The following is a 15,006-nucleotide window of genomic DNA, read 5'->3' as shown; positions in this document are numbered from 1 at the left end:
ACCTCTACATTCTTCCGTGGAATGTTCTCTTAACAACTTCCATTTGCTGTTCTTTTGTAAGTTTTACAAAGTTAACTGCATATCCTGATACTCTTATTGTAAGTGTAGGATATTTCTCTGGATTTTCCATTGCATCTAGAAGAGTTTCACGATTAAGCACATTTACATTTAAGTGATGAGCTCCCTTTTCAAAATATCCATCTAAAATAGCTGATAAATTATTTGCTCTTGTTTCTTCATTCTTTCCAAGTGCATCTGGAATAATTGAAAATGTATTTGAAACTCCATCTTGACATACACTTCTATATGGAATCTTAGCAACACTATTTAAAGATGCCAATGCTCCATTTTTATCTCTTCCATGCATAGGATTTGCTCCTGGTGCAAATGCCTCTCCAGACTTTCTTCCATCAGGTGTTGCTCCTGTTTTCTTACCATACATTACATTTGAAGTTATAGTTAACATTGATAATGTATGTTCTGCATTTCTATAAGCAGCGGTCTTTCTTAACTCTGACATAAATTTATTGACTATCTCAACTGCAATATCATCAACTCTGTCATCGTCATTTCCATACTTAGGGAAATCTCCTTCTACTTCAAAATCTACAGCTATTCCATCTTCATTTCTAATAGGCTTTACTTTTGCATATTTTATTGCACTTAAAGAATCAACTGCTACAGAAAGTCCTGCTGCTCCACAAGCCAAAAATCTATGAACATCTGTATCATGAAGCGCCATAAGTCCTTTCTCATAAGCATATTTATCATGCATATAGTGTATTAAATTAAGAGTATTTACATATAGTTTAGCTACATATTTCATAACCTTAAAGTAGTTTTCCTTAACCTTATCATAGTCTAGCACTTCATCATCTATTCTTTTAATGTGAGGAACTACTAAATCAAATTTCTTTTCATCTACTCCACCATTTATAGCATACAATAATGATTTTGCAAGGTTACATCTAGCTCCAAAGAATTGCATTTGCTTTCCTATCTTCATTGCAGATACACAGCAGGCTATTCCATAATCATCACCATATATAGGTCTCATTATATCATCATTTTCATATTGAATTGCATCTGTTTTTATGGACATCTTAGAACAGTATTTCTTAAATGGCTCTGGAAGATTATTTGACCACAAAACAGTCATATTAGGTTCAGGTGCAGGTCCAAGATTTGTTAATGAATGAAGAAATCTAAAAGAATTTTTTGTAACCAAGGTTTCTCCATTCATACCCATTCCACCTATAGACTCAGTAACCCAATTAGGATCACCTGCAAATAGTTCATTGTACTCTGGAGTTCTTAGATGTCTTTCAAGTCTTAACTTTATTATAAATTGATCTATAATTTCTTGAGCTTCCTTTTCTGTTATTACTCCATTTTTTAAATCTCTTTCTATATATATGTCCAAAAATGTTGAAACTCTTCCAAGAGACATCGCTGCTCCATTATTTTCTTTTATTCCAGCAAGATATCCAAGGTAAGTAAACTGAACTGCTTGTCTTGAATTAGCTGCTGGTTTTGATATATCTATTCCATATTTTAATGCCATTGCTTTCATTTCTTTTAACGCCTTTATCTGTTCAGAAACTTCTTCTCTTCTTCTTATTAAATCTTCAGTCATGTCGCCTTTTAATTCTTTTAAATCAGCTTTTTTGTTTTCAATTAAGCAATCAATACCATATAGTGCTACTCTTCTAAAATCTCCTATTATCCTACCTCTTCCATACGCATCAGGAAGTCCTGTTAATAATCCTACATGTCTAGCTGTTTTCATTTCTTCAGTGTAAGCATCAAAAACACCTTCATTGTGAGTTTTCCTATACTTTGTAAATATATTGTATACATCCTCATCAATTTCGTATCCATATGCTTCTAATGCTTGCTTGGCCATTCTTATACCACCAAAAGGATTTACCATTCTTTTAAGTGGTTCATCTGTTTGAAGTCCATAAATAATCTCATTTTCTTTATCTATATATCCAGCTTCAAAGCTATTTATTCCTGATACAGTTTTGTTATCTGCTTTTAATATACCTTGATTTTTTATTTCATCTAAGAGAAGTTTCTCGCACTTGTTCCAAAGACCCTTTGTTCTATCAGTAACACCTTGTAAAAAATCCTCGTTTCCTAAGTATGGTGTATAATTTTTTTGTATAAAATTTCTTACATCAATATTATTAACCCATGTACCTTCTTTAAAATCGTTCCATTCTTTAATCATACAAAAACTCTCCTTCATTTTAAATTTTTCATTATTCTTGAAATTTTATTTTCAATTACTTAATTTATCCAGAGGTAAAAGAAAAACCACCTGGACATTTCTTTTTGCCCAGGCGGTCGGCTTTTTAAAATCGTACTCCCTGTGGTTATTCCACTTCCGCCGGTTATACGATTCTTAAATCATTTATTATAAAATATCATATTTCTATCTAAGTGTCAATACGCTTTATTCTCGAAATTAAGTGTACTAACTATTCTTCAAAAAATAATCAAGTAAATCTTCTACCGTAACAAGTCCTATTGCTTTTTTATCTTCAACTATAGGAACTGCAAATATACTATTATCTCTTAAAATTTTTCCAACTTCCATTAGATCCGTATTTACATCGACAGTTATTACTTTCCTTGTCATAACAGCTTCTACTGGATAAGTATCATAGTGTCCCTCTTCTATTAGGAATCTATATATGTCTGCTTTAACTACTATTCCAACAATCTCATCATTATTATCTACTACTGGTGCACTATTTACAGTATTGTTTATCATTACTTTAAGTGCATCTTTTAAAGTATCACTATCCTTAACTTTTACAACATTTTTAATCATCATATCCTTTATTACCATATTCCTGTCTCCATTCTCTTAAATTTTGTTAACATATGAAAAACTACATCATATTAAGTTATAAATGATAAAAGACTTACATTTCATCATGTATAACCTAAGCTTTTGCAGCATTCTCCTGTATTTATACACAATTGTTTTTTATTATATCCTTTATACTTATTATATCATAATCTCCGTCTAATATAGCACCAATAGCTTTTGATGCTGCTCTTTTGGATATTTTATCCAAATTAATATCTACTAGTACATTATGCTTTTTCATTAAATAGTTCAAATATTTAAGCTGCTTATCAGTAATATGATCCTCTCTTATGAAATCACATTTCTTTATCTTCCAAAGTATTTTAAATATTTTAGGTAGATTTAATACATCCTCATAATTATGAAGCATAATAGTATATTTTAATTCTTCATCTTTATCCCTTAGGTATTTTTTATATAACTCAACACTAATTCCACCATCAATAGTATCTTCTCTTTTAATACCTATATACTGTTCGACACTTTTTAAATTACATCTTTCAAGTCCAAGCTGTTTTTGATAAGGTCTTATTTTTCTATATAAATCAAAATGTTCTCTTGGCAATGTGAGTTCAATATTATATTTTTTCATTCTTGATTGTATAAATGGTTCATCAAAAGCTTTACCATTGTATGAACACCACATATTGAAGTTCTCTATATCGCCCTTTAAATTTTCTAAAACATATTTCTCTTCATTTAAATCTTCTGCAAAATACTGTTTTATATGAAAAGTATCTTTTACATCATAGTATCCTATAGATATTAATATTATGTTATCCTGTTCTCTATCAAATCCTGTTGTTTCTATATCAAAGTAAACCATTGACTTCATACTATACTCTTTTACTATGTTTTTGTCTATCTCTAACTTTATGTCTTTTTCATTAATATACATAAGAATCCCCCAATCAAGTACATACATTTAAATTATACACCAAATATAATTCTAATAAAATACTATAATTTTATAATATTTTTTATAATTATTTTGATAAAATGGTATTGAATTTGTTATAATATTGTTGTTTACTATAACTTATAGGAGTTGATTTTAATGAATTTACAAGTTAATGGATTGGATGATTTGGATTTACAAATATTACATATTTTGGTTGAGGATTCGAGAACACCTTATTTGGAGATAGCAAGAGAATGTCACGTAAGCGGTGGAACTATTCATGTTAGAATGAAAAAAATGGAAGACATGGGAATCATAAAGGGTACAAAGCTTATAGTAGACAACACTAAATTAGGATATGATATTTGCTGTTTAGTTGGAATATATATCGACAAGGCTGCTTCATATCCCAAAGTACTTGAAGCAATGAGAGATATAAAAGAAATAGTTGAACTTTATTATATTACAGGTGAATTTTCAATTTTCGCAAAAGTAGTCTGTAGAAGTATAGCTGACCTTCAAGATCTTTTACTTAACAGAATACAGGTTGTAGAAGGAGTTCAAAGAACTAATACTTTCATGGCACTTTCTCAACCAATAGACAGAAATGTAGATTTTTCTTAAATTAAGTTTATTTTCTAACATAATCGCTACTCTTTTGCATATAATAATTCTGTAAAAACTAATAAAAGGAGATGTCGATGATGAAAACATTAGATATTATCGCATTGGTTTTTGTCATAGTCGGCGCTATAAATTGGGGTCTAATTGGATTCTTTAGCTTTGATTTAGTTGCCGCATTATTCGGAACCATGTCCTCTTTAACAAGAATAATATATGCAATAGTAGGTATATGTGGATTATATGCAATATCATTTTTAGGAAGAGACAGAGAAGCAAAAGTTGAAAAATAGTTTTTAAAAATTAAATATAGATAATAGTGCAGACCACATTTAATATGGTTCTGCACTATTATTTACATTTTTTTTATTGCCTCTAGAAGTTTTATTGCTGCATTTTTAGGTCCACTCTTCTCCATACCCTTTATGCCAAGACGGGTTCTTATTTGACCTACCTTTACTCCTGTTTCAAAAAACTTATCAAAATATTTGTTTATAAGTTTGTCTGTTTCCTTTTCTTTCTGTACTGGTCCAAAAGGATTTGCAAAAAATGTTGTAACAAGACCCTTTTCTGTAGTAGTTTCCTTTGCCATTCTGATTCCACTTCTAAAAACTTTAACGGCTTCTTCTGGTGAATTAAAGAAGGAAAGTTCATCTCCAGACTTATCATAATTGTTAGCGTATAGAAATAAATCTATAGGGTAGCCCTTAATTATGTCACTATAACTGGCAACTGGTATAACAAGCCTTGCATTCGTTTTGTCAGGATTCATAAATATACTTCTATCAATTTCTCTAAAAGCATATCCTGGATCGAGATCATCGAGTCTAACAAACGCTCCTATCTCAGTTCCATAGCCCATAGGTTTATCATTAGATGGATTAGGCTTTACAACACCCATATCGTCAAATATTACTGTCATATCACTAATATATTCTTCACCTAATTCTCTAAATGCCTCAAGGCTTTCCGATTTTCCTGCACCACTATCTCCCATTATAACTATATTAACATCACTACCGTCTTTTGCAACAATATTAACCATAGCACCATGTATTGGAAGATACCCCCTTTTTATCATTATTAAATTATGCAAGGTAAGGGCCATCTTCTTCATATAGCCAAAGTAGTCAATATTAGCACTGTAATTAATATATCCGAGCATTATGTCATTTTCCTTATCATCGTAAAATATAGTGCGTGTATTCTCTATATTATCTCTTGCCCCAAAGACAAATACTATATCTGGCTTTGTATCTTTATACTCATTTTCTTTAGCTATTTCAAATAGATTGCATAAAGTTATTCCATGAGCCATAAAGTCTCTATGAAAATAAATAAATGCAAGAAGTGTTCCTATTTTTGCAGGAAAGCAAAACCAATGATCTCTATTTATTTTATCCTTAAGAGGGTTTTCAAATACCTCTGAAAATACTCCATCTCTCTTTATTTTTTTGGGATATGATATAAATGGAGGATCTATAAGCACAGAATCTATAATAGGTACACCATTAAGGCATTCATACCCTTCTGGATACTTCCATTTTATACTATTAACAATAATGCCTGCATTAGCACCTGCCGGAAGTTGTCTGTAAACTTTCGGTTTTATGCCTAAAGCATTCTCTTCAATTCTTCTATAAGTGTTAATTATAAGCTGCGAAAATTGAATATTTGAATCTACAAAGCTAACATTTTCAAGTCCATCATTTATTCTACTATTATGAATTACTGTATATCGTTCGAGTTTTCTCCAAAATCCATATATGTCTTCTATTATCTTAATAATCTCATCCTGATTTGATAAAAAGCTTTCATACTTTGGATTTGTTTTTATTATCTCTTCTCTTTTAAAAACCAAAAGAAGCTTAAATACCTGTATAAGGTCATTTACTATTTTATTTTCATTGTCCTCTATCATATTTTCTTCTATATACTTATAATAATTAGAAGTTTTATGTCTTCCCTTTTTTATAAACCTCTCTAATATCTTTCTAAAGCCATAACTGTTTAATATTTTTTCAGATGTATTACAATACTTAGCTGTAAAATTAATTAAAACCTTATCATTACTAATAGAAAATTCCTTTTGCATTTTTATCCCTCGCCCCCAATAAAAAATCAATTTAATTATTTAGTATTAATTTTTATATCAACATTGTGTATTATACCATAAAAGTAATATTATTCCATAATGTAAACTTGCTTTTAAAATATAAATATGTATAGGGTTTTCCTATAATCCTTTAACATTTATGCACTGCCCCATTTTTAGTACATAAAAGGATACCTAAGAAAACCCTATGCTTTACATTATTTTTTTATTTCCCTTTTTAATAACATTGTTATAATTTATAAATTCATAAACATCTTCATCAAATAGATTACAGAAATTTTTAAATTCATTAATATTTAATTCTTCAATAGCTTTATCATTATTTTCGCAGTATATTACAAGCTCTCCTGATATTTTATGGGCATCTCTAAAAGCTACTCCCTTGTTTACCAGATAATCTGCCACATCTGTTGCATTTAAAAATCCACCTTTTACAGCTTCCTTCATAGCCTCTTTTTTTACAGTCATTGTTGCAATCATACCATCCATGACTAAAATACACATCTTTAGTGTATCAAAGGAGTCAAAGAACTGTTCTTTATCTTCCTGCATATCTTTATTATATGCTAAAGGTATTCCCTTCATGATTGTTAACATTGCTATTAAATCACCATAAACTCTTCCTGTTTTTCCACGTATAAGTTCAGCCGCATCTGGATTTTTCTTTTGAGGCATTATACTGCTTCCTGTTGAAAATTTATCATCCATTTGAATAAAACTAAACTCTTTAGTGCTCCATATTATGAGTTCTTCACTTAATCTGCTTAAGTGCATCATACATATAGAAAATGCCGACAGCACTTCTATTATATAGTCTCTATCACTTACCCCATCTAAAAAATTATCTACTGGTTTAGAAAAACCAAGTTCTTTAGAGGTCATTTCTCTATCTGTATCATAAGTTGTACCTGCAAGAGCGCAGCAGCCAAGTGGACTTTCATTCAAATTAGAAATAGCATTGTCTATTCTTTTTTTATCCCTATTAAACATGCTGTAATAAGCCATCATATGGTGAGTAAAGGTAACTACCTGTGCTCTTTGCATATGGGTATAGCCCGGCATTATAAAGTGATTATTTTCTGCTTTATCCTTTATTGTCTCCATAAGCTTATTTATGCACTCAATTATAATATAAGAGCTCTTTTTAACATACATTTTCATATCCACAGCCACTTGATCATTTCTACTTCTTGCGGTGTGAAGTTTTTTTCCAACTGCCCCAATTCTATCTATTAAGTTTACTTCCACAAAACTGTGTATATCTTCATAGTCCCCTTCAATTTTCAATTTTCCACTTCTTATATCTTTATATAAGGATTTAAGTCCACTTAATATTTCTTCACATTCTTCATTATTTATTATTTTGCATTTATTCAGCATTTTTACATGAGCAATACTTCCTTCTATATCTTCTTCATATAGTTTCTTATCAAAGCTTAAAGACGCATTAAATTCCTCCATAAGCTCGCTTTCACTTTCTCTAAACCTTCCACCCCAAAGCTTCATTATTTCTTCTCCAACTTCTTCATAGCTTTTATTTTGCTTGGAAGGCTGAATAAATTTATAAATCCTTGCGCATCTTTGTGATCATATAAATCACTTGCCCCAAAAGATGATATTCCCTCATCATACAATGCATTTTCAGACTCAACACTAGAGACTTTCATATTTCCCTTATATAATTTAAGCTTTACTGTACCTGTCACATTTTCTTCAACTGTATCAACAAATGCATCAAGCGCCTCTCTTGTTGTCGTAAACCATAAACCATCATATACAAGCTCTGAATACTTAAGCGCAAGTACTTGCTTATAGTGATATGCATCCTTATCTACAGTTAGTCTCTCAAGTTGAGCATGTGCTTCATAAAGAAGAGTTCCCCCTGGCGTCTCATATACTCCTCTGGACTTCATTCCAACAAGTCTGTTCTCAACAAGATCTACAACTCCTATACCATTTTCTCCTGCCACTTTATTTACCTTTTCAATAAGCTTAACAGGCTCTAGCTCTTCTCCATTTATTTTACATGGTACACCCTTTTCAAAATATATGCTTATATATGCTGGTTCATCCTTTGCTTCTTCAGGTGGAGTAACACATTTATACATTTCTTCCTTATGCTCATTTTTAGGATCTTCCAAATCCCCACCTTCGTGACTTATATGCCATAAATTCCAGTCCTCGGAATAAATCTTCTCCTTTGTTACTGGAACCTCTACTCCTTTTGATAATGCATAATCTATTTCTGCTTCTCGTGAATCTATATTCCAAAGTCTCCATGGAGCAATTATCTTAATGTAGGGATCCATTGCTGCAATAGCCGTTTCAAAACGCACTTGATCGTTTCCTTTTCCTGTACAGCCATGACATATATATTTAGCTCCTTCTTTATGTGCAACTTCAACTAGCTTCTTTGCAATTAAAGGTCTAGCAAAGGAAGTTCCCAAAAGATATTTTCCTTCATAAGTGGCATTCCACTTTATGGCATTGTATAAATACTCAGTCACAAATTCCTCTTTAACATCTTCAACATATATTTTAGCCGCTCCACTATTTACAGCTTTTTCTTTAACTTTATCCATATCATCTTCTTGTCCTACGTTAACACATACAGCTATTACCTCAACATCATAATTATCTTTAAGCCATGGAATTGTTACAGACGTATCAAGTCCACCTGAATAAGCTAACACAACTTTCTCTTTCATACTATCAGACACCTTTCATGAATACTATTTATAAGTCATAATTTTATATACTCTTCGTGATTTCTTATGGTATTATTATAAATCTTTTCTTATAATTATGCAATATATTTTATAAATATTCATAAAAAAAATAAGAGCCAATAACTTAGCTCTTATTTTTTATCTAATTATTATATATTCTTTATAACTTCATTAGCAAATTCATCAGTTGTAGCATTTCCACCTAAATCAGATGTAACCTTAGTTCCCTCTTTTAAAACCACTTTAATTGCATTATCTATCTTATCTGCTGCTTCAAGTTCCCCTATATATCTAAGCATCATTACTCCAGAAAGTATAGCAGCTGTTGGATTTGCTATGTTCTTACCTGCTATATCAGGTGCTGAACCATGAATTGATTCAAATATCGAAATTTCTTTTCCTATATTTGCTCCTGGCGCTACTCCAAGTCCTCCAACAAGTCCTGCAGCCATATCTGACAGTATATCTCCATAAAGATTAGGCATTACAAGAACATCATACTTTTCAGGATTTTGAACTAATTTCATACTCATAGCATCAACAATCATATCTTCAAATTCTTTTTCCTTATAACCTTCTGCTACTTTTCTTGCACAATCTAAAAACAGTCCATCAGAAAATTTCATTATATTAGCCTTATGTACTGCTGTTACCTTTTTTCTATTTTGTTTAACTGCCATATCGAAAGCAAAATCAGCAATTCTTTCACTTGCTTCTCTAGTTATTATCTTAATACTTTCAGCTGCATAATCACCAATTTTGTGTTCAATTCCTGCATATAAATCTTCTGTATTTTCACGAACTATAATTAGATCTACATCTTTGTATCTTGTAGGTATTCCTTCATATGTCTTTATAGGTCTTACATTTGCATATAAATTAAAAGTTTGTCTTAATGCAACATTTACACTTCTAAATCCACTTCCAACAGGAGTTGTTATAGGTCCTTTGAGTGCTATTTTATTCTTTTTTATGCTTTCTAACACATACTCTGGAAGAGGTGTTCCATACTCATCCATAACCTTTGCTCCCGCTTCAACTATATCCCAAGTTATACTAACTCCTGCTGCCTCTATTACCTTTTTAGCTGCCCCCGTTACTTCTGGTCCTATTCCATCTCCAGGAATAAGAGTTATTGTGTGATTTTTTTTCATGAATGCTGTACCTCCAATATAAAATTTTATATTTATGCAAAAATTGAAAGGGCATAAAGCCCTATTTTATTTTGTGTCTTTTTTTATCTGATTTAATTTTCCACCACATATAAGCATATCCTTTTGTCTTTCTGGTATATCTAGAATCATTTTATACTTTGAATTTTTAGATATATTTTCAACATATACAAAACCTGTTTGAACCTGATTTATAGTATCATTTATCTGAAGTTCATCATTTTTATCTATTTTATCATAATCAGCTTCATTTTCAAAAACAAGAGGTATAATACCATTATTGATTAGATTAGCCTTGTGTATTCTTGCAAATGATTTAGCAAGAACTGCCTTTATCCCAAGATACAGTGGAGCAAGTGCTGCATGTTCTCTACTAGACCCCTGACCATAATTCGAACCAGCTATTATAAATCCACCATTATTTTCTTTTGCATTCTTAGGAAATTCCTTATCGCAAGGTGTCAAACAAAAATCAGCTAAGTGAGGAATGTTAGATCTAAATGGCAATAATTTTGCATTTGATGGCATAATGTGATCTGTTGTTATATTATCCTCAACTTTAATAAGTGCTTTACCATGAAGCTCACTTGCAAGTGGCTTTGCCTTAGGGAATGGTTTTATATTAGGTCCTCTTACTATTTCAACTTCTTCTGGATTTTCTGAAGGACTTACTATCAAGTTATCATTAATTAAAAACTTCTCTGGTATTTCTATTTTTTCTATATTTTCTTTTAGTTCTCTTGGATCTGTTAAAACCCCTGTTAATGCAGAAACAGCTGCAGTTTCAGGACTAACAAGATAAACTTTAGCTGAAACAGTTCCTGATCTTCCTTCAAAATTCCTATTAAATGTTCTAAGAGAAACTGCATCTGTTGAAGGTGATTGCCCCATACCTATACATGGTCCACATGCACATTCAAGTATTCTTGCACCTGCCGAAACAAGATTTGCAAGTGCTCCATTCTTAGACATCATAGTTAAAACTTGCTTTGAACCTGGAGCTATAACTAAAGATACATCTTCATGAATAGTCTTACCTTTTAGTATTTCGGAAACTCTCATCAAATCAAGGAAGGATGAATTTGTACAACTTCCTATGGCTATTTGATTCACCTTAATATTTTTTATTTCAGAAACCTTCTCCACTTTATCAGGACTATGAGGACACGCTACTAAAGGCTCAAGCTTATCCAAATCAACAACAACTTCTTCATCGTATACAGCATCAGAATCTGGCGAAAGTTCCTTAAAATCTTCTACTCTTCCTTGAGCCTGTAAAAACTCTTTTGTTTTTTCATCACTAGGGAAAATAGAAGTTGTAGCCCCAAGCTCAGCTCCCATATTACAAATAGTCGCCCTTTCAGGTATAGAGAGAGATTTAACGCCTTCTCCACAATACTCAAATACCTTTCCAACGCCACCTTTTACTGTAACTTGTCTTAAAACTTCTAATATTATATCCTTTGCTGAAACCATTGAGTTAAGCTTTCCTTTTAAATTAACCTTAACTACCTTCGGATTTATTATATAATATTCACCACCGCCCATAGCAACTGCCACATCAAGACCTCCTGCACCTATTGCAAGCATTCCCATTCCGCCAGCTGTAGGTGTATGACTATCTGATCCAATTAAAGTTTCTCCTGGAACATCAAATCTTTCTAGATTAACCTGATGGCATATTCCATTTCCTGGTTTTGAAAAATATATACCATGCTTTTTAGCTACTGTTTGTATATATAAATGATCATCAGCATTTTCAGGCCCCGTTTGAAGTATATTATGATCTATATATGCAACAGATCTCTTTGTTTTCACCTGATCTATTCCAAGTGCTTCAAACTGCAAATATGCCATAGTACCTGTTGAATCCTGAGTAAGAGTATTATCAATTCTTATTCCTATTTCATTGCCTTTTGTCATTTCTCCTGATACCAAATGACTCTTTATTATTTTTTCAGTTAATGTTAGTCCCATCTAAATCTCTCCTTAATATTTTAACTGGCTCTTGTATTTTCAACATCAATTAACTCTTTAAAATACATTTTTGCCTCTATTTCAAGTTCTTTATTTGTTATTGGAGTTGTCCTTCCATTTTCATATAAATTATCTACCCATTTTTTAATTTCCGCAACCCTGCTATCCTTCTTATCTACTTCATTTTCTTTATTTAGCTTAAAGTAGGTATTAATCCAAGCTGCTATTCCAGCTAAACCTGAATACTCATTAACAGCTACAAGCACTGGTCTATCAAGAATTTTCTCTGTATCAAATATATTATATATCTCCTGATCTTTTAAAATACCATCAGCATGAATACCTGCTCTTGTAACATTAAAATCAGTACCGACAAAAGGTGTTCTAGGTGGTATTTCATATTTCATGCTATTCTCAAAATATTTGGACATCTCAGTTATTGCATGAAGATTCATTCCCGGATTGCCTTTAAGTTGGCAATATTGAAATACCATTCCTTCTAAAGGACAGTTTCCAGTCCTCTCTCCTATTCCTAAAAGGGTGGTATTTACAGCGGAACATCCATGCAGCCATGCAGCCGTAGCATTTGGCACAACATAGTAAAAATCATTATGACCATGCCATTCAAGTGCTGTTGATGGTACACCACAGTACTTTCTAAGTCCACTTATTATTGCTGGAACACTTCTTGGAAGTTCTACACCTGGAAACGCAACTCCTAACCCCAAGGTATCACACGCTCTTATTTTAACTTGAATTCCATACTTATTTGAAAGCTCCATAAGCTTATTTACGAGCGGAACCACAAATCCAAAGAAATCAGCTCTTGTAATATCCTCGAGATGACATCTAGGAACTATACCGTTAGAAAGAGCCTCTTCAACTATCTCTACATATTTATTGTAAGTTTCTGTTCTAGTCATCTTTAATTTTTTGAAAATATGATAGTCTGAGCAAGACATTAAAATTCCTGTTTCTTTGATTCCAATATCCTTAACAAGTTTAAAATCATCTTTATTAGCTCTAATCCAGGTAGTTATCTGTGGGAACTTGTATCCTCTATTCATACATTCCATTAAGGCTTCTTTATCCCGATTTGTATATAAAAAGAATTCAGTTTGTCTTATAACCCCTGTATTATTATCTAATTTGTTTAGATAGTCAAAAATCGTAACTATCTGTTCAACTGTAAATGGTGTCATGGATTGTTGTCCATCTCTAAAGGTTGTATCAGTTATCCATATTTCATCTGGTATATCTACTTTTATTTCATCTGTACTAAATTTAATTTTTGGAACTTCATGGTACGGAAAAATATCCCTATACAAATTTGGCTCCTCAACATCTTTTAGATTTAGTTCTTTCATAAAATCACTTCCTACTATATTTTTTAAAATGATTTTTATTTTTACAATCCTTCATAATTCACTCAATAGAATTATTTATAATAATAAATTCATTTTTACTTTTTTTAAGTCAATCTCTATAAACCCTGTTATTTGTTAGGATTATAGTATACATTATCAATCAATATAATATATATTAACATATTAAAGCAACATTTTCAATTTATAATAAATATTTTTTGAATAATTAAGTTGTTGATATTTCATTTTGCATTTTAATTTTAAAATTGTATATCAATTTATTAACTTAAAATCAATAATATAATAAAAAAAGTTAGCAAACTTCTAAATGTTTGCTAACTTTTTCATTATGTTATATTTTTATCTTGTTTTTCAATTACCCTAAATTGAATTTTTACATTTTTTTCATTCATTCTTATTACAATAAGACTATATTCATTTTCTTTTATTAGTATTCTTATTAAGCTGCTCATATTGTTATCAAACTCATGTATCAAATGCCTATCCAAACTTTCGATATAAATATTTTTGCCACTATCCCTAAAATATAAGTTTTGCCACTCAACTACACCCAAATTTGTATTTTTAATTTTAAATATAATTCCCTCTTCTTTTATATCATCTAAGAGCATTCCGTATCGATTGCTAAGTATAGCATTTCTTAACCTTTCTTCCTTAAGCTTTTTGTAAAGCTCTTTATTCTCCTTATCTAATTTTTCTAATGATTGCTCGAGATTAGTAATGTTTTCATCCAATCTTTTATTTTCAGTTTCCTTCATTTGCAGAAATTTATTTACAAGTTTATTTTTATCCATAGATTTCTCCTTTATTAATCTTAATTATTAACATATAATAGATTTATATACCATGCAAAAGGGGGGATAGTATTATGGATAATCCAATTCAGAAAATTTTGAAAGATACAAATACTAAAGCTAATAAGGTAATAAAAGAAATAAAATTCAATTCAGAAAAAACAACTTTAATTAATGAAATGTACTCCCACCTAATAACCGAAAAGCAGGAGAAAATAATCGAATTAGAGAAAAAACTTAAACAACTAGAAACTTTTAATATAGACTATAAAAAAAGTTTAGATAAGTTAGTAGAAAATAATAATTCCCTAAAACAAAAAGTTTATTCAATAGAATTCCTTTTAATCGAAAACATAAATTCTATAGATTAATTATACTAAAAACAGCTATTATATTTCTACATAATAAAAAAATAAGCCATAAA

The 15,006-nt window shown here is 30.8% G+C and carries 13 protein-coding genes and 1 riboswitch; of the genes, 3 read left to right on the top strand and 10 right to left on the bottom strand.

Translation table 11 applies throughout. The annotated features are described in order from the left end of the window. Positions 1-4: 4 nt before the first annotated feature. The 3 genes from pflB to CA_RS05210 form a co-directional block, all read right to left on the bottom strand. On the bottom strand, positions 5-2,236 hold the full coding sequence (gene pflB, locus CA_RS05220) for a formate C-acetyltransferase (RefSeq protein WP_010964298.1): 2,232 nt from the start codon (positions 2,234-2,236) through the stop codon (positions 5-7). 99 nt (positions 2,237-2,335) lie between these two features. After that, a riboswitch (ZMP/ZTP riboswitch) is annotated at positions 2,336-2,413 on the bottom strand. 69 nt (positions 2,414-2,482) lie between these two features. Further along, entirely contained in the window at positions 2,483-2,860 is a 378-nt protein-coding gene (locus tag CA_RS05215) for a CBS domain-containing protein (RefSeq protein WP_010964297.1), read from the bottom strand. 124 nt (positions 2,861-2,984) lie between these two features. Then, on the bottom strand, positions 2,985-3,782 hold the full coding sequence (locus tag CA_RS05210; protein ID WP_014518885.1) for a ribonuclease H-like domain-containing protein: 798 nt from the start codon (positions 3,780-3,782) through the stop codon (positions 2,985-2,987). A 159-nt stretch (positions 3,783-3,941) separates the two neighbouring features. On the opposite strand from CA_RS05210, the gene CA_RS05205 reads away from it, so the two are divergent. Together CA_RS05205 and CA_RS05200 are read left to right on the top strand one after the other, a co-directional pair. Next, the gene (locus CA_RS05205; RefSeq protein WP_010964295.1) at positions 3,942-4,409 is read left to right on the top strand and encodes an Lrp/AsnC ligand binding domain-containing protein; all 468 of its coding nucleotides are present in this window, start codon (positions 3,942-3,944) and stop codon (positions 4,407-4,409) included. Between the two features lie 80 nt (positions 4,410-4,489). Next, positions 4,490-4,699 carry a DUF378 domain-containing protein gene (locus CA_RS05200; RefSeq protein WP_010964294.1) on the top strand — a complete coding sequence of 70 codons (210 nt, stop codon included), beginning with the start codon at positions 4,490-4,492 and terminating at the stop codon, positions 4,697-4,699. 62 nt (positions 4,700-4,761) lie between these two features. Here the strand turns inward: CA_RS05200 and CA_RS05195 are convergent, their stop codons facing one another. From CA_RS05195 to CA_RS05165, 7 genes are all read right to left on the bottom strand, one after another. After that, complete coding sequence (locus CA_RS05195; RefSeq protein ID WP_010964293.1) at positions 4,762-6,501, bottom strand: phosphoenolpyruvate carboxykinase; 1,740 nt, start codon at positions 6,499-6,501, stop codon at positions 4,762-4,764. A 213-nt stretch (positions 6,502-6,714) separates the two neighbouring features. After that, the gene (argH, locus tag CA_RS05190; protein WP_010964292.1) at positions 6,715-8,028 is read right to left on the bottom strand and encodes an argininosuccinate lyase; all 1,314 of its coding nucleotides are present in this window, start codon (positions 8,026-8,028) and stop codon (positions 6,715-6,717) included. Then, positions 8,028-9,230, bottom strand: coding sequence for an argininosuccinate synthase (locus CA_RS05185; RefSeq protein ID WP_010964291.1), 1,203 nt, complete (start codon positions 9,228-9,230; stop codon positions 8,028-8,030). The genes argH and CA_RS05185 overlap by 1 nt, the downstream gene beginning before the upstream one ends. Before the next feature lie 170 nt (positions 9,231-9,400). Continuing rightward, a complete protein-coding gene (locus tag CA_RS05180) occupies positions 9,401-10,405 on the bottom strand; it encodes an isocitrate dehydrogenase (NAD(+)) (RefSeq protein WP_010964290.1) in 1,005 nt (334 codons plus the stop codon). 66 nt (positions 10,406-10,471) lie between these two features. Next, on the bottom strand, positions 10,472-12,400 hold the full coding sequence (locus CA_RS05175; protein WP_010964289.1) for an aconitate hydratase: 1,929 nt from the start codon (positions 12,398-12,400) through the stop codon (positions 10,472-10,474). Positions 12,401-12,420: 20 nt separating this feature from the next. Then, on the bottom strand, positions 12,421-13,767 hold the full coding sequence (locus CA_RS05170) for a 2-isopropylmalate synthase (protein WP_010964288.1): 1,347 nt from the start codon (positions 13,765-13,767) through the stop codon (positions 12,421-12,423). A gap of 347 nt (positions 13,768-14,114) precedes the next feature. Then, positions 14,115-14,582, bottom strand: a complete 468-nt coding sequence (locus CA_RS05165; RefSeq protein ID WP_010964287.1) for a hypothetical protein — start codon at positions 14,580-14,582, stop codon at positions 14,115-14,117. 74 nt (positions 14,583-14,656) lie between these two features. On the opposite strand from CA_RS05165, the gene CA_RS05160 reads away from it, so the two are divergent. Next, a complete protein-coding gene (locus CA_RS05160; protein WP_010964286.1) occupies positions 14,657-14,953 on the top strand; it encodes a hypothetical protein in 297 nt (98 codons plus the stop codon). Positions 14,954-15,006 lie beyond the last annotated feature (53 nt).

Source organism: Clostridium acetobutylicum ATCC 824 (assembly GCF_000008765.1).
GTDB classification, from domain to species: domain Bacteria; phylum Bacillota; class Clostridia; order Clostridiales; family Clostridiaceae; genus Clostridium_S; species Clostridium_S acetobutylicum.
Note: the sequence above shows the minus strand (reverse complement) of the source record. Positions and strands in the feature narration are given on the sequence as shown.